The sequence below is a fragment of the Thalassotalea litorea genome (assembly GCF_043642205.1).
In the GTDB taxonomy this organism is placed as follows: Bacteria; Pseudomonadota; Gammaproteobacteria; order Enterobacterales; family Alteromonadaceae; genus Thalassotalea_A; species Thalassotalea_A litorea.
The window spans coordinates 90,097-112,211 of the sequence record NZ_JBHZSG010000006.1; the positions used below are offsets into that span (position 1 = coordinate 90,097).

Annotated in this window: 19 protein-coding genes; 16 read left to right on the forward strand and 3 right to left on the reverse strand. The window is 45.2% G+C overall.

Going from position 1 to position 22,115, the window contains the following annotated elements; genetic code table 11:
• Position 1 precedes the first annotated feature (1 nt).
• Positions 2 to 1,696 (reverse strand): chloride channel protein, encoded by a 1,695-nt coding sequence (locus tag ACHUFQ_RS04930; protein WP_394173536.1) that lies wholly within the window; start codon positions 1,694 to 1,696, stop codon positions 2 to 4.
• Positions 1,697 to 1,798: 102 nt separating this feature from the next.
• Here ACHUFQ_RS04930 and ACHUFQ_RS04935 point away from each other — a divergent pair, with 102 nt between their 5' ends.
• The 6 genes from ACHUFQ_RS04935 (at position 1,799) to ACHUFQ_RS04960 (ending at position 10,096) form a co-directional block, all read left to right on the forward strand.
• A complete protein-coding gene (locus tag ACHUFQ_RS04935) occupies positions 1,799 to 2,533 on the forward strand; it encodes a DUF6776 family protein (protein WP_394173538.1) in 735 nt (244 codons plus the stop codon).
• Between the two features lie 152 nt (positions 2,534 to 2,685).
• Positions 2,686 to 3,027: an iron-sulfur cluster insertion protein ErpA gene (gene erpA / locus ACHUFQ_RS04940; protein WP_394173540.1), complete on the forward strand. Its 342-nt coding sequence runs from the start codon at positions 2,686 to 2,688 to the stop codon at positions 3,025 to 3,027.
• A gap of 56 nt (positions 3,028 to 3,083) precedes the next feature.
• Positions 3,084 to 4,235: an efflux RND transporter periplasmic adaptor subunit gene (locus ACHUFQ_RS04945; protein WP_394173542.1), complete on the forward strand. Its 1,152-nt coding sequence runs from the start codon at positions 3,084 to 3,086 to the stop codon at positions 4,233 to 4,235.
• Positions 4,236 to 4,239: 4 nt separating this feature from the next.
• Complete coding sequence (locus ACHUFQ_RS04950) at positions 4,240 to 7,398, forward strand: efflux RND transporter permease subunit (protein ID WP_394173544.1); 3,159 nt, start codon at positions 4,240 to 4,242, stop codon at positions 7,396 to 7,398.
• 8 nt (positions 7,399 to 7,406) lie between these two features.
• Positions 7,407 to 8,807 (forward strand): M20/M25/M40 family metallo-hydrolase, encoded by a 1,401-nt coding sequence (locus ACHUFQ_RS04955; protein WP_394173545.1) that lies wholly within the window; start codon positions 7,407 to 7,409, stop codon positions 8,805 to 8,807.
• Between the two features lie 422 nt (positions 8,808 to 9,229).
• Positions 9,230 to 10,096 carry a TraB/GumN family protein gene (locus ACHUFQ_RS04960; protein WP_394173547.1) on the forward strand — a complete coding sequence of 289 codons (867 nt, stop codon included), beginning with the start codon at positions 9,230 to 9,232 and terminating at the stop codon, positions 10,094 to 10,096.
• A 115-nt stretch (positions 10,097 to 10,211) separates the two neighbouring features.
• Here the strand turns inward: ACHUFQ_RS04960 and rraA are convergent, their stop codons facing one another.
• Both rraA and rpmE read right to left on the reverse strand, forming a co-directional pair.
• Positions 10,212 to 10,697: a ribonuclease E activity regulator RraA gene (rraA, locus tag ACHUFQ_RS04965; RefSeq protein WP_394173549.1), complete on the reverse strand. Its 486-nt coding sequence runs from the start codon at positions 10,695 to 10,697 to the stop codon at positions 10,212 to 10,214.
• A gap of 150 nt (positions 10,698 to 10,847) precedes the next feature.
• Complete coding sequence (gene rpmE, locus ACHUFQ_RS04970) at positions 10,848 to 11,060, reverse strand: 50S ribosomal protein L31 (RefSeq protein ID WP_138320271.1); 213 nt, start codon at positions 11,058 to 11,060, stop codon at positions 10,848 to 10,850.
• A gap of 447 nt (positions 11,061 to 11,507) precedes the next feature.
• Between rpmE and priA the strand changes: the two genes are divergently transcribed.
• From priA to ACHUFQ_RS05020, 10 genes are all read left to right on the forward strand, one after another.
• The gene (gene priA, locus ACHUFQ_RS04975; protein ID WP_394173551.1) at positions 11,508 to 13,733 is read left to right on the forward strand and encodes a primosomal protein N'; all 2,226 of its coding nucleotides are present in this window, start codon (positions 11,508 to 11,510) and stop codon (positions 13,731 to 13,733) included.
• A gap of 351 nt (positions 13,734 to 14,084) precedes the next feature.
• Complete coding sequence (locus tag ACHUFQ_RS04980; RefSeq protein ID WP_394173553.1) at positions 14,085 to 14,675, forward strand: SPOR domain-containing protein; 591 nt, start codon at positions 14,085 to 14,087, stop codon at positions 14,673 to 14,675.
• 176 nt (positions 14,676 to 14,851) lie between these two features.
• Entirely contained in the window at positions 14,852 to 15,370 is a 519-nt protein-coding gene (gene hslV, locus ACHUFQ_RS04985) for an ATP-dependent protease subunit HslV (protein WP_143579630.1), read from the forward strand.
• Between the two features lie 17 nt (positions 15,371 to 15,387).
• Positions 15,388 to 16,716, forward strand: coding sequence for an HslU--HslV peptidase ATPase subunit (hslU, locus tag ACHUFQ_RS04990; RefSeq protein ID WP_394173555.1), 1,329 nt, complete (start codon positions 15,388 to 15,390; stop codon positions 16,714 to 16,716).
• A 58-nt stretch (positions 16,717 to 16,774) separates the two neighbouring features.
• On the forward strand, positions 16,775 to 17,140 hold the full coding sequence (locus ACHUFQ_RS04995; protein WP_394173557.1) for a gamma-butyrobetaine hydroxylase-like domain-containing protein: 366 nt from the start codon (positions 16,775 to 16,777) through the stop codon (positions 17,138 to 17,140).
• A gap of 13 nt (positions 17,141 to 17,153) precedes the next feature.
• Positions 17,154 to 17,543 carry a YbaN family protein gene (locus ACHUFQ_RS05000; protein ID WP_394173559.1) on the forward strand — a complete coding sequence of 130 codons (390 nt, stop codon included), beginning with the start codon at positions 17,154 to 17,156 and terminating at the stop codon, positions 17,541 to 17,543.
• A gap of 99 nt (positions 17,544 to 17,642) precedes the next feature.
• Positions 17,643 to 18,206, forward strand: a complete 564-nt coding sequence (locus ACHUFQ_RS05005) for an RNA polymerase sigma factor (protein WP_394173561.1) — start codon at positions 17,643 to 17,645, stop codon at positions 18,204 to 18,206.
• A gap of 2 nt (positions 18,207 to 18,208) precedes the next feature.
• Entirely contained in the window at positions 18,209 to 18,733 is a 525-nt protein-coding gene (locus ACHUFQ_RS05010; RefSeq protein ID WP_394173563.1) for a hypothetical protein, read from the forward strand.
• A gap of 12 nt (positions 18,734 to 18,745) precedes the next feature.
• The gene (locus ACHUFQ_RS05015) at positions 18,746 to 19,699 is read left to right on the forward strand and encodes a DUF4097 family beta strand repeat-containing protein (protein ID WP_394173564.1); all 954 of its coding nucleotides are present in this window, start codon (positions 18,746 to 18,748) and stop codon (positions 19,697 to 19,699) included.
• 449 nt (positions 19,700 to 20,148) lie between these two features.
• Positions 20,149 to 22,083 carry a PrkA family serine protein kinase gene (locus ACHUFQ_RS05020; protein ID WP_394173566.1) on the forward strand — a complete coding sequence of 645 codons (1,935 nt, stop codon included), beginning with the start codon at positions 20,149 to 20,151 and terminating at the stop codon, positions 22,081 to 22,083.
• Positions 22,084 to 22,115: the final 32 nt, after the last annotated feature.

Here is a 22,115-nt window from a genome sequence, read left to right on the forward strand (position 1 = left end):
ATTAAATCGCTCCTTGGGTTAACAGTCCCCGAATTCTATCAAACGATACGATACCGATAATATGACTCGGGTCTTTGTGGTAAACATATACCGCACCCTGGCGCTTTTCGACAAGCGCAAAATAGGCTTCTGACAGCGTTGCCTGACTGTCAACGGCCGGCATCGCTGTTAAATGATAGGCCGGACCTTCGTGCTCCAAGGGGTGTAAATTCAAGTCGTATTGCACCAGTTTGAACTGCTGTGGGTTTTCGTCATCGGCAGGGTAGTGAACAATGATCTGTTCATCGCCAGGGGTTGCTCGAATAATCTCCGATAAATTGTCTTCTTCGGTATCTTTAACCACTCGATATTTATCCTCGAGATAGGCCAGCACTCCATACTTTTGCAGAATATTTTCAACAGGAGATGGTTGATAACTTAAATTCTGGAATTCCAGTTGCTGCAAGAAGATTGAACGGTTCTTTAAAAATTGACTTGAGGTGAGATAAGCTGATGTGATCACGACCATGGCAGGCAGCGCCAACTGCAGCTGATCGGCCAATTCTATGATGGTCAATAACGCAGCCAATGGTGCATTGAGGGTCGCAGCGAGCATGCCTGCCATACCCAATAATGCATAATCTCCGGCGAACATCATATTGTCGAAAAAGATACTGACAAACAGGGCCATCAAGGCACCGGCAATGGCACCAATTCCTAATGTCGGTCCGATGATCCCGCCGGGGATACCTAACCCGAGTACGACGATGGTGGCAATCATCTTGGCACACAGTAGGCTAAAGACCAGGGTAAACACCATTTCTTCTTCGAGGATAAGGTCAATGGCGCTTAAACCAGAACCCATACTTTCCGGTACCCAAACCCCCATTAAGCCCATAATCACCGCAGCAACAAGCAAGCGCACCGTCATATGTTGATTTTGACTTACCCGAATAACGGCAAGCATGCCCACGTTAAATACTTTTGCCAACACGCCAAGCAGGATGCCAAACAAAATCAACCAGGGATAATGGGAATAATCAATCACCAAGTACGAGAAAAACTCATACTCATGATAAGAGCCAAACACCGCATGGGTCATCAAAGAGCCGATGATGGAGGCAAGAATGACTGGCACGAACATGTGCAGTTTGTATTCTCTTAAAATAACCTCCATAACAAAGATGACCGCCGCTAACGGTGTATTAAAACTTGCCGCAATGCCCGCCGCAACGCCACAGGCACACAGGGTACGCATGGAGTTTTGTGGTAAGGAAAAACGTTTTGCCAAAATCGTACTGCAGGCAGCGCCAATGTGAACCGCAGGGCCTTCTCGACCCACCGAAAAACCGCCGGCTAGTGCAAAAATACTGCCGAAAAACTGATTGATGGTATTGAGGAAAGGGATAGCGCCATAGGCAGATTTGAGACGATGAATGACAAATGGAATACCACTACGCGTATATTGAAAGCCGGTTATCCAGGCAACAGATAAGATCCCTAAAGTGGCAATAACTGGGGTTATAAAGCGTTGGAATTCTGTTAAGCTAGAGAAGTCATCAATATTTTGTAGATAAATTGCCTGTATATTTTCAAACGCCAGACGAAAAAGAATAATGAAGATGGCTGCAATGGTTGCGCCCAATACCCCTAACAGACACAGTTGCCAGGAAGGCTCTGGTTTTGCGAGTTTTATTCTTAAATTGGCTAATGCCATTCTTCCCTCAGGGTGTAAGTCTGTGCTAGTTTGTTCTCATACCTGAATCGGTATAACCATTGCAATGCAGTTTAACATAAGTGCAGTAGAAATACGTTAATAATGAATTGGTTAAAAAAAATAACATTTGCGGGACTACATCAGAGGTTTGGTGCATTCAAGCTCTGGATCCTCACCCTGATAACACTTCTGATCATCAGCCAGATTGCCTATCGTATTGGTAACTTCTATCAGGGCCATCAGGAAAAAATCATCGTTACTCAAAATGAGCGCCTTGATCGTTTGTATCGTTTGAACGAGGAACAACAAAGTAAAATTAATATCCTCAATGTCGAACTGGAAATTGAACGCCTTGCCAACCAGGATGCGATGGAAAACCTCGACGAACTGGAAAAGCAGCAATATGAATTGAAAAAACAGCTGGCGTTTTATGAAAAAATTATGGCGCCCGAAAAGCAGGCTCAAGGGTTTGTGATTGACGAAGTCTCGGTAACCCCAAGTGCCAGTGATAATCATTATCGCTTGAAAGTTGTGTTAGTCCAGCAGTTAAAATCCAAGCGCTTTGCGTCTGGTCATATTGAAGTTGAATTTGTGGGTAGCCTAAACAATCGTCCAGCTACGATTAAACTGGCCAATGTATCGGATCTTGATAGTAAAAAGCGCGGATTTAACTTCCGCTATTTCCAGGTGATTGAAGGAGATTTTAATCTGCCGGAAGGCTTCGTTCCTGAGAAAATCGAAGTGGCCGCCATATTACCAGCCAAAGGGCAGCAAAAATATCGTCGCTTGCAAGAGTCCTATCCCTGGCCGGAAGAAGAGTCTTCGTTAGGAAATTAACCCGATATTTAACGGTTGGTTGATTAATCGTTATCAAATTGTGCTATTTGCATGCTAATACTTGATTAAACTTGTCGGGTTTAAGATAATCTGCTCCTGCTGGGCGTGACGTCCGGATTACTGTTTTTTCACATACCAAGCAAGTGAGATTTATGTCGACTCCAGAAATGCCAATTCAATTCAGCGATGCTGCTGCCAATAAAGTCAAAGTATTGATCAGCGAGGAAGAAAATCCTGAGTTAAAACTGCGCGTGTATGTTACCGGCGGTGGTTGTTCAGGTTTCCAGTACGGCTTTACCTTTGATGAAAAAGTTAACGAAGGCGATATGACCATTGAAAAGCAGGGCGTAACTATGGTGGTTGACCCGATGAGCTTGCAATATTTGGTCGGTGGAACCGTAGACTACATTGAGGGGCTGGAAGGCGCGCGCTTTCTGGTGGATAACCCTAATGCCGAAACCACATGTGGTTGTGGTTCTTCATTTTCCATCTAACGTTTCCCAATTTCTCTGATTTTTCAATGAGGTTTGCATCAATTTAGAAAAAATTGATGCTTATTCAGACAGAATTTTTTACACTGGGGATACGTGTTTTTGCAAGGTCTTTACTGCAAGTGACTTCTTCGGTTCCATCTGGCGATACTAAAAGCCCATATACAATAGCTATTATTATCAGCATCTTGCTGATCTTATGGCTTGTAAGCGGTTTTTTCTTCAAATCTACCAGTGATGAAGAGACTGGCATTGAAGAGTTACCCTTACCTCAGGTCAAAGTTGAGACCTTCCAAAGCCAGACCATTATTAATACCATCCAACTTTATGGTCGTACTGAACCGGATCGTATCGTTACCCTGCGGGCTCAGGTGAAAGGCGCGATCAGTGAAGTGTTTGCCGAACGAGGCAGTTTTGTAAACAAAGGCGATGTCATCGCCAAAATTGCCCTTAATGATTTACCCGCCAAACTTGAACATTATCAAACCCTGTTAAAACAGCGCCGAATTGATTATTACGGCACTAAAAAATTGTATAGCGGTGGTTTTCAGGGCGAATCCGCGCTGGCGCAAAAGTTATCGGACGTAACTGACGCCAAAGCCTTATTGGCGCAGACCCAAGCGGATATAGATAACACCACGGTTGTGGCACCGTTTTCTGGCGTGCTTAATGAACGCATGGTTGAAGTTGGCGATTATTTAACACCGGGCGATGAAATTGCCATCATCGCCGATTTAGATCCTTTGGTGATTCGGGCGCATTTGACCGAAAATCAAATTGTTCAGGTAAAAGAGCGTCAATCGGCCAATATTCACCTACTAGCGCATCGGGATTTAACCGGGACACTGCGTTATCTTGCCAGTGTGGCCAATGAACAAACCAATACCTTTAAAGCGGAAATCGCTATTGCTAACCCGAATTATCGCTATCGTGCCGGGATCAGTTCGGAAGTCGAACTACCGTTACAGGAAGTGCAAGCGATAAAAGTGTCACCGGCAATTCTTACCCTTGATGAAGTTGGCAATATTGGCGTGAAAACCGTTGTCGATGGTGTGGTGAAATTTACCCCAATTCAAATGGTAAAAAGCGAAGAAGATGGGGTTTGGCTGGCGGGGCTGGATGATAACGTGCAAATTATTACTCTGGGACAGGGGTTTGTCCGACCTGGAGATAATGTTCAGGCGATAACGTCTGCACCTGTGGAGCCATAAACCAATGCTTGCATTGATTGATGCCGCATTATTTCGCACCCGCTCAGTATTAATGATCTTTATTTTGCTGCTGCTTGCCGGCGGTGTCACGTATTACTCCATTCCTAAAGAATCCAATCCGGATATCACCATTCCAGTAATTTACGTTTCGATGATCCATGATGGCATTTCACCGGAAGATGCGGAGCGTATGTTAGTACGGCCCATGGAAAACGAGCTCAAGTCCATTGAGGGCGTAGATGAAATGCGTTCTAATGCCAGCGAAGGTCACGCCAGCGTGACCTTAGAGTTCGTTGCCGGTCTCGATCCCAAAGAGGCCCTGGCCGATGTCCGAGACAAGGTTACCCTGGCCAAAGCCAAACTGCCCGATGAAACCGAAGAGCCAGAAGTTCGGGAAGTGACTATGGCTAATCAACAACCGGCGGTTATCGTATTTTTATCGGGCCCGGTGTCGGAACGAGGTTTGATTACCATTGCCCGTGATATGCAGGACAAAATCGCCGCGATGCCGCAGGTGCTGGAAGTGGATATTGGTGGCGACCGTGAAGATATGCTGGAGATCATCGTCGATCCGCTGTTGATGGAAAGTTATGGGCTGGATCAAAACGATATTTTTGATTTAGTATCGCGCAATAACCGCCTTGTGCCTGCCGGAACCATGGATACCGGTAAAGGGCGATTCGCCATTAAAGTTCCATCGGTATTTGAATCGGTAAAAGATTTATATGAACTTCCGGTTAAAGTGGAAGGGGATCGGGTCATTCGTTTTCAAGATGTTGCCACTGTACGTCGTTCATACAAAGATCCAACATCGTTTGCCCGATTAAATGGCCAGCGGGCTATTTCAATTGAAGTCAAAAAACGTCCGGGCCAGAACATTATTCAAACCGTTGAACAAGTCAAAGCCCTGATTGCACAAGAGCGGAAATTATGGCCGCAACATATTCGTGTCGATTACGTTGGTGACCAGTCTAAGTTCGTCAAAGACATGCTCACCGACCTGCAAAATAATGTTATTTTGGCGGTGCTTTTGGTGGTTATCGTCATCATCGCAGCGCTTGGTGCCAGAACGGCTTTACTGGTGGGGTTATCCATTCCGGGTTCCTTCTTAACCGGTATCATGGTGTTATCGGTATTTGGCTTAACCGTCAATATCGTTGTCTTATTCGCTCTGATTATGGCCGTTGGTATGTTGGTTGATGGTGCCATTGTTGTCACCGAATTTGCGGATCGGGAAATGAGCGAAGGCATGGCCAAAAAACAAGCCTATGCTCTGGCAGCAAGGCGTATGGCCTGGCCGATTATTGCTTCTACCGCAACCACATTAGCGGCCTTTGCGCCTTTGCTATTCTGGCCCGGAATGATGGGCGAGTTTATGAAATATATGCCAATTACCTTAATTGCGGTATTGGCGGCTTCATTACTTATGGCGCTGGTATTTGTACCAACCATGGGCGCATTGTTTGGTAAGAGTCGCGCGATCAGCGACAGCCAAAAGCAACAAATGTTGCAGGCCGAAACTGGTGACATTAACTCGTTAACGGGTCTGCAGGGTTCCTACGTGCGACTGTTAGATAAAGCCATTGCGCATCCATTGATGGTGCTTGGATTTACATTAACATTCGCGGTCGCGGTGATTGTCAATTATCAAAACTCCAATTTAGGGGCAGTGTTTTTTCCGGATGTAGAACCTGATGGCATGAATATGACGGTTCGCTCATTTGGTGATTTGTCGATTCACGAAAAAGACGACATCATGCGCGAAATTGAACGCCGTACGCTGGATATCGATGATATTGATTCGCTATACACCCGTACCGGTGGTAATGATCTGGTTGGTACCTTTCGAATCAATCTCAAGGACTGGCAAGCTCGACGACCTGCCAATGAGGTCATAGACGACTTACATCAACGATTTGCCGATTATGCGGGTGTCGAAGTGGAAGTTCGAAAAGATGAAAATGGCCCGCAACAAGGGAAAGATTTGAAAATCGAATTCGCCTCCCGAAACCCAACGTTACTTCAAGACAGTGTCCGAACGGCACGGCGGTTGTTAGAGGCTAATGGCAATTTCACTAATATTGAGGATGCCTCATCAAAACCAGGAATTGAATGGCAACTGGAAGTCGATAGAGCGTTAGCCGCGACCTTTAGTGCCGATGCAACACTAGTGGGCACCTCGGTACAAATGGTGACCAATGGTTTAAAACTTGGCGAATATCGCCCAGATGATGTCGACGATGAACTTGATATCCGTGTCCGCTTCCCGGTTGAAAAACGTAATATTGCCCGACTTGATGATTTAAGATTAAAGACGTTCGATGGTTTGGTTCCAGTGACGAATTTCGTAGAACGCAAAGCGGCGCAAAAAGTCGATACCATTCGTCGGGTAGACGCTAAACGTGTCGTGGTGGTGCAAGCTGACTTAAAGCCCGGTGCGCAGTTGGTTAAAGAATTACCGAAACTGCAAAAGCAAATGCAAAATTCTGACATTGACTGGTTCCAGGTCAGCATGGAAGTGAAAGGCCAGAATGAAGATCAAATGGAATCTCAAAGCTTTTTGATTAACGCCTTTTTCGTTGCTCTGTTTGTTATGGCGATTATTCTGGTGACCCAGTTTAATAGTTTTTATCAGGCGTTCCTGATCTTATCTGCGGTTTTGTTTTCCACCGTTGGGGTATTTTTCGCCCTATATCTAGCAGGCAAACCGTTTGGCATTGTTATGTCGGGTCTGGGTGTCATTTCCCTGGCCGGGATAGTGGTGAATAATAATATTGTATTGATTGATACCTATAATGTTTTGCGCAAGCAAGGCCTAAAAGCCAAAGAAGCGATACTTCGCACCGGCGCTCAACGCTTGCGCCCGGTAATGCTAACAACCATCACCACCATTCTTGGATTATTGCCCATGGTGTTGCAGATGAATATCGACTTTATTACCCGGGAAATTACTTTTGGTGCACCATCTACACAATGGTGGTCGCAGCTGGCCACGGCAGTAGCGGGAGGCTTAGCCTTTGCAACTCTATTAACGCTAATCTTAACGCCATGTTTAATAGCTTTACGTGATGTGAAAACATCAGGGAAAGTAAAATCCAAACCTGTTATTCGTCCGCGTAAATCGCAACCGCAGCCGCTGATGAATACGTTCGAAGAAGTATAAGGAATCTTATGTTGACCCGCATGCCTAAAATTGCTGTATTGGCAATGTTTACGTTAAGTGCTTTTGTTGCTCGTGCTGAGTTTCTCAATGAGCAAGAACTACAACAATTACAAACGCTCCAGGAGACCTCGATTAATTCGGAACTTTCCTATGAAATCCTAGAGTCACTTACCACGGAAGTGGGTGCACGAATGATCGGCACCGAAGGCGACAAGCGCGCCATTGCCTGGTCAATCGAAAAGATGAAAGATCTGGGTTTTGATAAAGTTTGGACCGAAGACGTGACCCATTATCAATGGATTCGCGGTGATGTTGAAGCGAAAGTGGTAGCACCTTTCCCGCAGCCCGTTGTGGCAATCGCATTAGGAGAAAGTGTGGGGACCGGGGAGCAGGGCATTCAGGCTGAAGTGGTACACTTTGAAGATTTTGATGCTTTAAAAGCGGCTAAGCCGGGCAGCCTTGACGGAAAAATTGCCTTTGTATCCTATCGGATGGAGCGCCACATAAGCGGAAAAGGGTATGGTAAAGCGGTTGGTGCCAGAGTCATGGGTGCTCAGGTTGCTGCCGAAAAAGGCGCTGTAGCATTTATTATGCGCTCTGTTGGTACCGATGATAATCGTGCTGGCCATACCGGTATTACCCGCTATAAAGACGGTGTTAAGCGCATCGCTGCTGTTGCCCTTTCAAATCCTGATGCCGATATGTTGGTGAATCAATTCAAACGTGACAAACCGGTGGAGTTTTTCTTAAAAGTTACTGCCGTTCGTAATGAAAAAGTCACGGTGAAAGGGGCTAATGTTATTGGTGAAATTACCGGCTCTGAATTCCCAGAGCAAATTGTCGCGTTAGGCGCTCATTTAGATAGCTGGGATGTTGGTACAGGAGCCGTTGATGACGGTTTAGGTATGGCGATGATGATGGCCGCGACCTCGCATATTGCAAGTTTAAAGGAACGTCCTAAGCGCACTATTCGTGTGATCCTGTTTGCTGGTGAAGAAGTGGGTTTATTGGGGGCAAAAGAGTATGTTGACGTTCATAGAGACAATCTGCCCAATCATGTCATTGCTGCAGAATGGGATTTTGGCCTCGGTCGTATCTATGAATTTAAAACCGGAGTTGGCGCCGAAGCCTTGGCAGATGTGCGCGAGTTTGCTCAGGTTTTAGCGCCTCTTGGCGTTTCATTTAACCCGGTAAACAATGCCCAGGGCCAGTCAGATATGAGCCTGGTGACTAAAGAAGGGGTGCCTGCAGCTCGTTTTGCGCCGGATGGTTCGAAATATTTCGATGTGCATCATACGATGAATGATACCTTGGATAAGGTAAATCCGGACGATTTACGTCAGAACACTGCGGTATATACCATGTTTGCTTACTTCGCGGCCCAGACTGATATCGATTTTCGGAAATAGCGATTATTTGCAAAATGATAAGGGAGCTTTGTTGCTCCCTTTTTGTTGTCTACAGAAAAACTAATTTTAAAGCTCACCCTTTGGTAGTTTATCCCAGGCCCAGTTGCGGCTCTAACACTGAGCTGTGCACAAACTTAATGTGATTGGTATTAGTGTGATTGATATAGTCATAAACGCCATGAAGTTTTGGGCGATATGAGCCCGTATATACTCCGGATACCTGATGAGCGCCGGCGCTGATACCCTGCATTGATGGAGAGTCATGAATGCATAATGCAAAAGCCCATTGATGTTGTTCGTAATTTTGTCATAAGCTAATGATGGTGGCTGCAAAAAGTATTTTACAAATGCCCCTGTTCAACTCAATATATGATTATAAAACAGTATGTTAGTCCTAACCTTCATTCTATTAAGGAAAGTAAATGTTAAAAATATGGAAGTTTAGCGTGGTAATCTCTCTATCTTTTATGGCCATGTTTGCCAACGCAAAGTCATCCGTTTGGCAGGTAAGTAAAGACGGTCAAACGGTGTTCTTAGGTGGTACCGTACACGTGTTAGCGCAAAGCGATTACCCATTACCTGAAGCCTTCGATAAAGCCTATAAACAATCGCAAGTGCTGGTATTGGAAATGGATATGAGTGCCGCTCAAACGCCACAGTTTCAACAGGCAATGATGCAAAAAATGATGTATCTGGATGGTCGCACCTATGCCGATGTGTTAAAGCCTGAAACCGTAAAGCGATTAGATGCCTACATGCAGGAGCGAGGTTTACCGGCGGAAAATTTAAAAACCCTGAAACCTTCTATGCTCTCCATTACCCTGACAATGCTGGAATTACAACGATTAGGTATTTTCGGCACTGGCGTTGATGCATTTTATACTCAGCAGGGTAATCAGGACGAAAAGTCATTTCAGTATCTTGAATTACCGGAAGAGCAAATTGAGTTTCTTGCCGGTATGGGTGAAGGGTATGAAGATGAATTTATCAATTACTCGCTCGATGATATGGGGCGTTTAGGCGATATGATGGCGCAAATGAAAGATGCCTGGCGTCAGGGTGATAGTCAGGCATTGGTTGAATTATCCATGAACGATTGGGTGGCGAAGTTTCCCCAGTCTTATGAATCTTTGATTGTCGAGCGAAACAATAATTGGATGGATGACATTGAAGGTTATTTCAAAACCCAAGAAGTGGAATTTGTTCTGGTTGGTGCTCTTCATCTGGTCGGCGAAGATGGCGTGATTAAGGCGCTTCAGGATAAAGGCTATGTCGTAAAGCAGTTGTAATGTGATTGGTATAAGATGCAATCGCTGAACATTGGCTGCACCAATAAAAAAAGGAAGTGTTAAACTTCCTTTTTTTATTGGTGCAGCCAGTTAATACGCATTCGAGCACAGAGCCTTATTCAATATCTAAAGGATCTGGGGAAAGTACGATACCGGTATTGTCGGCATAGATGTGATCTTCTGGCAGTATGGTTACGCCGGCGAAATTAACGGGTACGTCCATTTCTCCATCGTCATTGTCCACCGCACCGACAGGAATAGAAATCATTGCCTGAATGCCAATATCGATTTCTTCCAGAGCATCAACGTCACGAACACTGCCGTAACAAATTATACCTTCCCAGTTATTTTTCGCGGCAGCGTCGGCGATGTAGGCATCAATTAACGCTTTACGTGAAGAGCCTCCACCATCAATCACTAACACTTTACCCGTACCATCATTTTCTACCACCTGGGTAATAAGGCCGTTGGTTTCGAAGCACTTAATGGTGACAACCTGTCCGCCAAAAGAACTTCGGCCCCCATAATTGCTCAGCATTGGCTCAAGTACATCGACCATATCTGTATACAGGTTACATAACTCTGAGGTGTTGTATTCCATGGAAATCTCCAGTTTATACGGGGGCACTAATTGCTATCTAACCACAGTATAACGTGGTGGTGACAGGGCACAAGGGGCTGTTCAGGAGAATCTTGAGCAGAAACAAAAAAAGCGCCGAAAGGCGCTTTTTTTGTTTTGTTTGTCTGGCAATTATTTTTTGCCCAACACACCAAAACGTTTGTTGAACTTGTCAACACGACCACCGGTTTCAGCAGCTTTTTGCTTACCAGTGTAGAATGGGTGACATTCAGAACATACGTCCAGGTAAATATCTTTGCCCAACGTTGAGCGTGTTTCGATTACGTTGCCACAAGAACAAGTTGCCTTGATAGCTGTGTAATTTGGGTGAATACCGTCTTTCATGGAAAACCTCTGTTTTAAGGCCGCATCGCCATCTGGTCCAATGCCAGATACCATACGAGTTATCAATAAGGTGGCGAATCATACGGGATCATAGGACTGGGATCAACAAAAAATGTTAAAAAATGAACGTTTTTTAGGCGCAATATTGCTGTAGCAAAACGATTTTCTCTGTTTTCGTCATTCTCCCTTCTGTTCTGTCCTTTGCCGGATTGTGTATGGACGATGATCTTTGTTTTTCAGGAGGCAGGTCAACAAGCTACATCCTGAAGATCGCGGCGATTTGGGTTTGCGGATTTAAGCGATTGCCAATTAAATTGAGACAGGTCAAAATAGGCGCTTACAGGCAACAGTTCTATCAGGTCATATCGTACGATATCAGGATGGTCGTACCTAGGTTTTGGCGGACGAAAATGGAACTTGTCATGTGTTGTCAATTAAGGAACGTTTTTGAGTCAACCCCAGCGCTTTTTCAATATTGCTATTCCCGTACCCATGCGTCAGACCTTCACCTATGGTTTGCCTCAGCGCCTGTCTGAGACGCAGGTTTCTATTGGCGCCAGAGTTCAGGTGCCGTTTGGCAATCGAACATTAATTGGTGTGGTACTTGGTGAGGAAAACGACAATCAACTTGCTGCCGACAAGATCAAAGACATACAAGGAATATTACCGGCAGAGAGCCACTTAAATGAACAACAGGTTAAATTTTTGCTTACCTGCGCCCGCTATTATCATCACCCGGTCGGCGATGTTTTTGCTCAGGCGCTACCGGTATTGCTCAGACAAGCCAATGAAATCGATTTAAGGCAACCATTGTGCTGGCAGGTCGACCCACAACTGCCAGCGCAGCAATTAACTGAAAAACTGGCGACCATCAGCAAGACGGCGATTAAACAAAAGTCGCTGTTTGCCTTACTGCAAAAGCAAGGGGTGATGACCTGGCCACAAATACGATTTTCCGGGTTTACTAAGGCTCAATTAAACGCACTAATAAATAAGGGATTATTACTAGAATCCAGGTTGCCTAATAAGGTGTTTCGCTTTGATGACTCGGTAGTGTCTGAGGAAAACAAATTGCAGTTAACCACCGAACAGGCACTGGTGGTCAGTCAAATTAATCAACACCTTAATCAGTTTTCCTGCCATTTAATTGACGGTATTACCGGTAGCGGTAAAACCGAAGTGTACCTGCAGGTGATGGAAAAAGTGTTACAACAACATCAGCAGGTTCTGGTTATTGTCCCGGAAATCGGTTTGACGCCGCAAACATTGCATCGTTTTGAACAGCGCTTCAACGTCCCTATTATGCTGCATCACAGCGGTCTGAACGATGGTGAGCGATTACAAACCTGGCAATCCGCCCGATTAGGAAGTGCAGCCATTGTGCTCGCTACCCGCTCTGGGGTGTTTACCCCGATGCCCAATCTCGGCTTGATTATTGTCGATGAAGAGCATGATGGGTCATTAAAGCAACAGGAAGGGTTTCGTTATCACAGTCGCGATTTAGCGATTCTTAGAGGCAACCAACAAAAAATACCAGTGATGCTTGGCAGTGCGACGCCATCCTTAGAGTCACTGCATAATGCCCGAGAAAAGCGCTATCACTACCATCAGCTCACCCAGCGCCCTGGAAGCAGTAAATTAGCCAGCATGCATCTGGTGGATATTACCACTCAGCCATTGGTACATGGTTTATCTCACCAAGTGCAGCAAGCGATGCGGGCTACTCTGGATAAAGGTGAACAGGTATTATTGTTTTTGAATCGCCGTGGCTTTGCGCCGGCGATTTCCTGCAAAGAGTGCCACTGGGTCTGTGAATGCCAACGCTGCAATCGCCCTTATACATTCCATCACAATCAACAATTACTGGTTTGTCACCATTGTGGCAGCCAAAAGCGGGTACATAAACAATGTCAAAGTTGTGGCAGTATCCGTCTGGCACCCTTGGGACAGGGAACCGAGCAACTTGAGCAGCGTTTGGAAGAATTGTTCCCGCAATTTAATTCAGTAAGGATTGACCGGGATAGTACGCGCCGCAAAGGCGAGCTGGAAAAACATCTGGAAGCCATTGCCAATAACGAATATCAAATCTTGGTTGGCACGCAAATGCTGGCCAAAGGTCACCACTTTCCAAATGTCACTTTGGTGGTCATGCTGGATGTTGACGGTGCACTATTTAGCTATGATTTTCGCGCACCTGAAAAACTGGCGCAATTATTGGTTCAGGTTGCTGGTCGTGCGGGACGCGCCAGTAAACCCGGCAAGGTGTTAATTCAGACCCACTACCCGCAACATCCGCTGTTGCAGGATCTCATCAATAATGGCTATAAACATTTCGCTCGCTTTGCTTTAGTAGAGCGCAGTCAGGCATTAATGCCACCGTTTACCTTTCAGGCGCTTTTCCGGGCAGAAGCCAATCATGCCTATCTACCCGAACGATTTTTGCGAGACATCAGCAGTGATTTGGCGGCCGGTGATTGTGCGCTTTGTGGTCCCATTGCGGCACCGATGGAGAAAAAGGCGGGTAAGTTTCGCTTTCACCTGACGGTGTTAGGTAAAGATCGACAAAGTCTTCATAAAACCACGCAGATGCTTATCTTCAACGCTGAACAACATGCCGATAAAAATAAAGTGCGGTGGCACGTAGATATTGATCCACAGGATATGAGTTGGTAATTTTTTACAGACCTTTGCTCACCAGAACTAAGGGCAAATTTGCTGTAACCGAAACATTCTTTTAATGACAAAACACAAGCGCATTGAATTAGCAAAGATTAACGCTGTACATTCTGATCAGGTTCGATAGAATTGCCCTTAGGATCAAGGGTTACCAAACCTTTAGACAATCACATTAAATTATTACTCACGCAGTGAGAATTTAATGTGATTGGTATTATAAACAGGTGTTCAATAAGCCAGAATCAGGCAAGGTGCTTGCACGTATACGTCTGACAATAGATGAATGGAGGCTTTGGATTGAACATCTACCTGTAAGTAATGGTATTCGTTCAGGCATCGACATAAAACATGGCTCATAAAGATTATATTTCCAAAACTCGTCCGAAAAAGAAGAACAGCCCTTATCGGGCAAAGCGCACCACTAAGAAAAAAGCGCCGGCCGATTGGAAGCTTCGTATTGTCAGTACGGTTGCAATCGCAATCGTCGGTGGTGTGGTGTATTTCCTGAATTTTATCAATGAAAATCCAGGGCCTATGGCCGAACAGGGACAACCGCTGGAATCACAGATCGCTGAAGTGCAACAACAGACACAGGAAAATTCAGATCCATTGCCGGAAAAACCGAAAGAAGAATTAGCGTTTTGGACTACCTTGCCTGAAAAAAAGGTCGAAGTCAGCGGTGGCTATGACGTTTCCGATCCCAAAAAACGTAAATTGCAGTGTGCATCTTTGCGTTCCCGTCAAAAAGCCGAAGAGCTAAAAGCAAAAATCGCTTTCTCCACCGGCCAGGCTTCCGATGTACGTCGCAGTGAGGGCTCCAACGGTGTTTGGTATAAAGTGGTACTTGGTCCTTTTGACAACAAACGTGCCGCAGAAAGAATTAAGCATGAATTGCGCAGCAACCAAATTAATGGTTGCGTGATCTACCCCTGGTCTTGAAATCCAGCCTAACCATTCCCACATACCCTAATAAGCATTTATTAAATCTCGCGCACAGAAGCCACCCAAAACTGGCATTCTGTTCGTGCGATGACACACTTAAAGAATAGGCTTTGCAGCGAGAACTCCTGCAATAATATCAATCATTAAGTGTCAATCTTTATAAGGGGTCGATAGTGACAACGATTGTTTCAGTGCGCCGTGATGGCAAAGTATGTATTGGTGGTGATGGTCAGGTTTCTCTGGGCAACACCGTGATGAAAGGCAATGCTCGCAAAGTACGTCGTCTATATCACGACAAGGTTTTAGCTGGCTTTGCCGGTGGTACTGCTGATGCTTTTACCTTGTTTGAGCGTTTTGAAAATAAACTGGAAATGCACCAGGGTCATTTAACCAAAGCCGCCGTTGAGCTAGCCAAAGACTGGCGTAGTGATCGGGCATTGCGTCGTTTAGAAGCCATGCTGGTGGTTGCTGATCACACGGCTTCGTTAATCATTACCGGTAATGGGGATGTGGTGCAGCCTGAAAATGACTTAATTGCTATCGGCAGCGGTGGTAACTATGCCCAGGCGGCAGCAACGGCTCTGTTTGAAAATACCGAACTTGGGGCACGCGATATCGTTGAGAAATCTCTTAAGATTGCTGGTGATATCTGTGTATTCACCAATCAGAATTTAACCATCGATGAATTATAGGTTAAGGAATTATTTTAATGTCTAACATGACTCCCCGTGAAATTGTCCATGAACTTGATCAACACATTATCGGCCAGATGGATGCCAAAAAGGCGGTTGCGATTGCATTAAGAAATCGCTGGCGCCGGATGCAACTTGACGAAGAGTTGCGCGCCGAAGTTACCCCAAAGAACATATTGATGATTGGTCCAACCGGTGTTGGTAAAACTGAAATCGCCCGCCGTCTGGCAAAGCTCGCCAAAGCACCCTTTATTAAAGTGGAAGCAACCAAATTTACCGAAGTCGGGTATGTCGGCAAAGAAGTAGAAACCATTATTCGTGATTTGACGGATATGGCGATGAAAATGACCAAAGAGCATGAGATGCAACGCGTTCGTCACCTTGCCGAAGAAGCGGCAGAAGAGCGTATCCTCGATGTGTTGATCCCTGCGCCTCGCAACAGTTTTGGTGAACAGGAAGATACTGATAATTCCTCGACCCGTCAGGTTTTCCGCAAAAAACTGCGTGAAGGCAAACTCGATGATAAAGAAATTGAAATCGATGTGGTGCAACCCCAGGTTGGATTGGAAATTATGGCGCCTCCAGGCATGGAAGACATGACATCGCAATTGCAGAGTATGTTTCAGAACTTGTCACAGGATAAGAGCAAAAAACGTAAGCTGAAAATCAAAGACGCTTTTAAAGCCTTGCAGGAAGAAGAGGCTGCAAAGCTACTAAACCCGGATGAGCTAAAAGAAAAAGCGTTGGAAGCCGTGGAGCAACATGGCATTGTGTTCCTTGATGAGATTGACAAGATTTGTAAGCGTGGTGATACCTCTGGTCCGGATGTTTCCCGCGAAGGTGTACAGCGTGACCTATTGCCATTAGTGGAAGGTTCAACGGTGTCGACCAAACATGGTATGGTGAAAACCGATCATATCTTATTTATTGCATCCGGTGCATTTCAGATGGCCAAACCTTCTGACTTAATCCCTGAGTTGCAGGGGCGCTTACCGATCCGGGTTGAATTAAAAGCCCTGAATACCGAAGATTTTGTGCGTATATTAACCGAACCCAATGCGTCATTAACGGAGCAATATATCGCGTTAATGGCTACCGAAGGTGTGCAGATTGAGTTTTCGGATGATGGCATTCAGGCGCTGGCAACGGCGGCCTGGCAAGTGAATGAAACCACGGAAAATATCGGTGCTCGCCGTTTGCATACCGTGATGGAACGTCTGATGGAAGATTTATCATTCCATGCCGATGATCACAGTGGTAATCTGGTGACTATCGATAAAGCTTATGTGCAGAATAAGTTAGAAATTTTGGTTCAGGATGAAGATCTAAGCCGCTTTATCTTATAAAGCGAAAGGTTTGAGCCTTAATGCTCAAACCGGCTTTCCCCAATAAAGGAGATAGACCATGGCCGTGACGGAGATTGTTTATAATAAGGCGAAACGTAGCCTTACATTAACATTTGATGATGCGTTCGTCGCTGAGCTAAGTGCGGAGTTTTTGCGGGTCTATTCGCCGCTGGAGCAAACCTCAGTAAAAGGTAAGCCCAAGCCACCGGTAAGCAATAAAAAACTGGTGGCGATTTCAGCGATAGATAATGTTGCCAAGCACGGTTTGCGTATTCAATTTGACGATCAACACCAGGCGGTTTACCGACAGGTGTTATTGCATGAGTATGCCCATAATCAACATCGTTTATGGCAGGAGTATATTGATGCTCTTGCGGTAACCGGCTATACCCGTGAAGCCAATATTGAAATTAAACAACTGTAACTAAGAGGCATAGATGCTAACTCGCTATGCCTATCTATTATTGGGGCTGTTCATGGTTGGCCTCGCAACCTTAGGTGCCATTTTGCCAGGGTTGCCAACCACACCATTTGTTTTAGTGGCCGCCGCCTGTTTCGCCAAGTCCTCCCCTAAACTTCATTGCTGGTTACGCAATAATGCCTTATTTGGGCCGTTAATCGTAAACTGGCAGCAACATCGCTGTATTAGCCGCAGAACCAAAATTATCGCGGTCATTATGATCCTGGTTTTTGGTAGTTACAGTTTGTTTTTTGCTTTGCAGGACACTTGGCTAAAAATTTTCGTCGGGATTTTTCTGGCCATCGGCCTGACTGTCGTACTCAGCCTCAAAACCTGCCCAACCACTGTCTCAAATACCTCAAAATAAGGGGGTCAGAGTCAAGAAGTCTTATATTTTTTATTTCGCTTTAAACCTTTTTATCAGATACTGCATCCTACTAATCAAACCAATTAAATGCGAAATTCAGTGACTCTATCAGGACAACAAACCGTGATTGATGCTCAGCAACTGTTTGCTTCCAAACAGGAGCAGGAGTGGATTGAGCTCGCCAAAAACGGAGACCGACAGGCATTCCAGCAGTTGTATCTGCTGCACATCGGCAGAGTGTATGCATTGTGTATGCGAATGTTGGCGCAGCGGGATCAAGCAGAAGACGTTGCTCAGGAAGTTTTTGTGCAGGTTTGGTTGAAATTAAAGAATTTTCGTGGCGACAGCAAGTTTTCCACCTGGTTACATTCCGTCGCAACCAATACGGTGTTGAGCCATCTGCGTAAACAAAAAAACTGGATGCAACGCATGTTCAGCATTGAAGAAACCCATACCACGGAGCCGACCATCAATGAACATCCGGAATTGTCAGATTTGGATAAAACCATTATGAAATTACCTGAAAAAGCCCGGTTAGTTTTTGTGATGTTTGCGGTTGAGGGTTATCGTCATGAAGAAATTGCCAGCATGTTAAATATAGCCGTAGGCTCCAGTAAATCCCATTACCATAGAGCCAAAAAATTATTACAGGAGTGGTTGTGATCATGAAACAAACAATGAACGAACAGCAGCTTCAACAACACATTGATGACCTGTCAGCAGATATCAAGCCGCAACGCGATTTGTGGCAAGGTATTGAACGGGCTATTGAAATCAAAAGTCAGCAACACTCAGAACCTGTTGCCGAACAAAGTAAAGGTAATATTATTCGGGCTAACTTTCAGCCCCTGGCGTGGGCGGCTTCCGTCGTATTGGCAATCATTGTTACCTTTAACTATCAAAACCGTGCCGAGCAGATACCGCAACTAACTGTCGTTGAAATGATTGAACAGCAATACCATCAGGAAAAACAAAACATGCTGGTTAGCTTTGGTAAGCCTGATTTGAACAAATTACCACAGGATATTCGCCAGCAATTTGAAGAAATTCAATCTGCTCGTGAATCTTTGTTAGCGGCGTTGCAAGACGATCCTCAGAATGCGGATTTATTGAATCTGTTGAAGTGGACCCAGAAGCAGGAATTAAACTTGCTGGAACAACTATATAGCCCGAAATGGCAAACCATATAAGAGGTTAGAACAATGCGCTTACTATACATTTTCCTGCTTTTCTCCACCGCGATAAGTTCAGCGTTTGCCATAGACGAGCGCAACATTGACCAGCGTTTATCGGTAAATGGCGAGGTCAGTGTGGTGATTGAAAACATGCGAGGTAAGGTTGATATATTCGGGAACGATGGCGATGAAGTCTCGGTTAAGGGCGTCATCGATGAAATGGCCACCGATTTTATCTTTGAGCAAAAAGGCAACACGATATATATCAAGGTAAAAATGCCAGCCGAGATCAATCAGAGTTTTTGGGGTACGAAGCAGCAAGAAACGGATTTGCTTGTAAACATTCCGGTAGCGGCGAAATTGAAATTTTCAGGGGTATCTTCCAGTGTATCCGCCGAAAACCTGACGCAGGCCGCTCACTTAAAAACCGTTAGTGGTGACATAAAAGCGAAAAAACTGGCCCAGAAAGTGCGCCTTGAGACTGTGAGTGGTGATATTGAAAGTTCAGATTTAACCGGCAAAATTTCCTTATCCACCGTTAGCGGAGACATTCGTGATAAAAACGCTAATGGTACGGTTGAGTTAAATGCGGTAAGTGGCGATATTGATGCCAGCGGTGAGGCCAGCAATGTGGCCGCCAATGTGGTTTCCGGCGATCTCGATGTAAACTATCGAGGCTTGTCTAATCTGTCGTTATCCAGCGTTAGTGGCGATGTGGATGCCAATGTCGTGTTAATGGATGATGGTATTGTAAAAATGTCCTCAGTGAGCGGCAATCTGAAATTCACCATCCAGGAAGGTGCCAATGTCAGCGTGCGCATCGACAGTAATGCTGGCGGTAAAATCATCAACCAGATATCGGACGATAAGGTGGTTAAGGCCAAATATGGTCCCAGTAGTCGTTTGGAAACTCGGCTAGGCTCGGGTGCGGCGTCTGTAAAAGCGAGTACCGTCAGTGGCACTGTCAGAGTAAGCCATTAATCACAAAACCCTTATAAATACCTGAAAACACCGCTACGCCCCGCACCGACGGGGCTTTATTTATTGCTGTGCGTCAACTTCATAACCCGCTGATTTAGCATCTTTTTTCAAAAATACAAATTCGCAATTAATCGTGCAAAGGACAGGCGCAGGACAAAATTTACGCTTATATTTAAATTAATGGCCGCTTTTGCGGTCTAATAAACAAGGCCTGTTGATCTTTCAAGTTAAAGCCTGTGAGCAAATACACGCGATGATATAAATGAACTTTCTTGTTCTGTCAGTAGAAGCGGGAAAGTATCTGAGACTATCTGAGTAGACTTGAGTGTATGAGCTCACTGAGAATAATGTAGTGAGATGTAGGTATAAAAAACGCAATGCTATTCGCCGCTAAATTAACCCCGAAAGAGAACCAGAGCTAACAGTGGAATGATTTTGTGGGGGCAACTATGAGTATTTTTCAGCAGTTTCAAAGCCGCTACGATCAGGCCCAGGAAGAGGAGTATACTCTAGCGCAGTTTCTTGAGCTTTGTCGTGACGATAAAATGGCCTATGCCAACGCGGCCGAACGGTTGTTGGCGGCAATTGGTGAACCGGAGATGATCGACACCGCCCGGCAACCCGTGCTAAGCCGAATTTTTTCCAATCGGGTAATCGCCAGATATCCGGCCTTTTCTGAATTTTACGGTATGGAAGACGCCATTGAGCAAATCGTTTCCTACCTGATGCACGCCTCGCAAGGGCTGGAAGAGAAGAAACAGGTTCTGTATTTGCTCGGTCCGGTTGGTGGCGGTAAATCGTCACTGGCGGAGAAACTAAAAACTCTGATGCAGTCACAACCCATCTATGTGCTCAGTGCCAATGGCCAGCGTAGCCCGGTAAACGATCACCCGCTGTCGTTATTCGATGTCGACAATGACGGCAAAATCCTTGAACAAGAATACAATATCCCGAGTCGTTACCTGAATGGCATTATCTCGCCCTGGGCCGCGAAACGCTTGCACGAATTCAAAGGCGATATTGCCCAATTTAAAGTGGTAAAAGTCTACCCATCAATTCTCGACCAAATCGCAATCGCCAAAACCGAGCCAGGCGATGACAACAATCAGGATATTTCTTCATTAGTCGGCAAAGTCGACATCCGTCAGCTTGAGCATTTTGCCCAAAATGATCCCGATGCCTATGGCTATTCTGGTGCCTTATGTCGGGCTAACCAGGGCCTGATGGAGTTTGTGGAAATGTTTAAAGCACCGATTAAGGTGTTACACCCGCTTCTCACCGCAACGCAGGAAGGAAACTACAATTCGACCGAAGGGTTGTCGGCATTACCTTTTGACGGCATTATCCTTGCGCATTCGAATGAGTCTGAATGGCAGTCATTCAAGAACAACAAAAACAACGAAGCGTTTCTGGATCGGGTATATATCGTCAAAGTCCCATACTGTATGCGGGTGGCAGAAGAGATTAAAATTTATCAGAAATTATTGAAAAACTCGGAATTGGTGGATGCTCAATGTGCGCCCGGAACATTAGACATTCTTGCCCAGTTTACCGTGTTATCCCGTCTTGTTGTTCCTGAAAACTCCAGCATTTATTCAAAAATGCGGGTGTACAATGGTGAAACCTTAAAAGACACCGATCCGAAAGCCAAATCCTATCAGGAATATCGTGATTATGCGGGCGTAGATGAGGGCATGACCGGTTTATCCACGCGGTTTGCGTTTAAAATTCTTTCCCGTGTTTTTAACTTTGATCACAATGAAGTGGCCGCGAATCCGGTTCATTTATTTTACGTGCTGGAACAACAAATAGAACGTGAGCAGTTGCCAAAAGAAACTGCCGATCGCTATCTGGAGTTTATTAAGGGTTACATGGTCCCTCAGTATATCGAGTTTATCGGCAAGGAAATCCAAACCGCGTATCTCGAATCCTATTCTGAGTACGGGCAAAACATCTTTGACCGCTACGTCGTTTATGCGGATTTTTGGATCCAGGATCAGGAATATCGGGATGCAGAAACCGGTCAAATCCTCGATCGCAGTGCATTGAACAATGAACTGGAAAAGATCGAAAAACCGGCGGGCATCTCAAATCCAAAAGATTTTCGTAATGAAATTGTCAATTTCGTTTTACGGGCTAAAGCCAATAACAATGGCAATAATCCCATGTGGACCAGCTACGAGAAATTACGCACTGTCATCGAGAAGAAAATGTTCTCAAATACCGAAGATTTGCTACCCGTGATCTCTTTTAATACCAAGACATCTTCCGATGATCAAAAGAAACACGATGAGTTTGTGGAGCGTATGGTCACTAAAGGCTATACCCGTAAGCAGGTACGCCTGTTAAGTGAGTGGTATCTGCGAGTGAGAAAATCTTCTTAAACGCCATGGTTTTCATCGCTTATCAGAAAACC

Excerpts from the sequence above, each read along its gene's own strand:
- ACHUFQ_RS04930 (WP_394173536.1), bottom strand. The coding sequence starts at position 1,696 with ATGGCATTAGCCAATTTAAGAATAAAACTCGCAAAACCAGAGCCTTCC.
- ACHUFQ_RS04935 (WP_394173538.1), top strand. The coding sequence starts at position 1,799 with ATGAATTGGTTAAAAAAAATAACATTTGCGGGACTACATCAGAGGTTT.
- erpA (WP_394173540.1), top strand. The coding sequence starts at position 2,686 with ATGTCGACTCCAGAAATGCCAATTCAATTCAGCGATGCTGCTGCCAAT.
- ACHUFQ_RS04945 (WP_394173542.1), top strand. The coding sequence starts at position 3,084 with ATGCTTATTCAGACAGAATTTTTTACACTGGGGATACGTGTTTTTGCA.
- ACHUFQ_RS04950 (WP_394173544.1), top strand. The coding sequence starts at position 4,240 with ATGCTTGCATTGATTGATGCCGCATTATTTCGCACCCGCTCAGTATTA.
- ACHUFQ_RS04955 (WP_394173545.1), top strand. The coding sequence starts at position 7,407 with ATGTTGACCCGCATGCCTAAAATTGCTGTATTGGCAATGTTTACGTTA.
- ACHUFQ_RS04960 (WP_394173547.1), top strand. The coding sequence starts at position 9,230 with ATGTTAAAAATATGGAAGTTTAGCGTGGTAATCTCTCTATCTTTTATG.
- rraA (WP_394173549.1), bottom strand. The coding sequence starts at position 10,697 with ATGGAATACAACACCTCAGAGTTATGTAACCTGTATACAGATATGGTC.
- rpmE (WP_138320271.1), bottom strand. The coding sequence starts at position 11,060 with ATGAAAGACGGTATTCACCCAAATTACACAGCTATCAAGGCAACTTGT.
- ACHUFQ_RS04980 (WP_394173553.1), top strand. The coding sequence starts at position 14,085 with ATGGCTCATAAAGATTATATTTCCAAAACTCGTCCGAAAAAGAAGAAC.
- hslU (WP_394173555.1), top strand. The coding sequence starts at position 15,388 with ATGTCTAACATGACTCCCCGTGAAATTGTCCATGAACTTGATCAACAC.
- ACHUFQ_RS04995 (WP_394173557.1), top strand. The coding sequence starts at position 16,775 with ATGGCCGTGACGGAGATTGTTTATAATAAGGCGAAACGTAGCCTTACA.
- ACHUFQ_RS05000 (WP_394173559.1), top strand. The coding sequence starts at position 17,154 with ATGCTAACTCGCTATGCCTATCTATTATTGGGGCTGTTCATGGTTGGC.
- ACHUFQ_RS05010 (WP_394173563.1), top strand. The coding sequence starts at position 18,209 with ATGAAACAAACAATGAACGAACAGCAGCTTCAACAACACATTGATGAC.
- ACHUFQ_RS05015 (WP_394173564.1), top strand. The coding sequence starts at position 18,746 with ATGCGCTTACTATACATTTTCCTGCTTTTCTCCACCGCGATAAGTTCA.
- ACHUFQ_RS05020 (WP_394173566.1), top strand. The coding sequence starts at position 20,149 with ATGAGTATTTTTCAGCAGTTTCAAAGCCGCTACGATCAGGCCCAGGAA.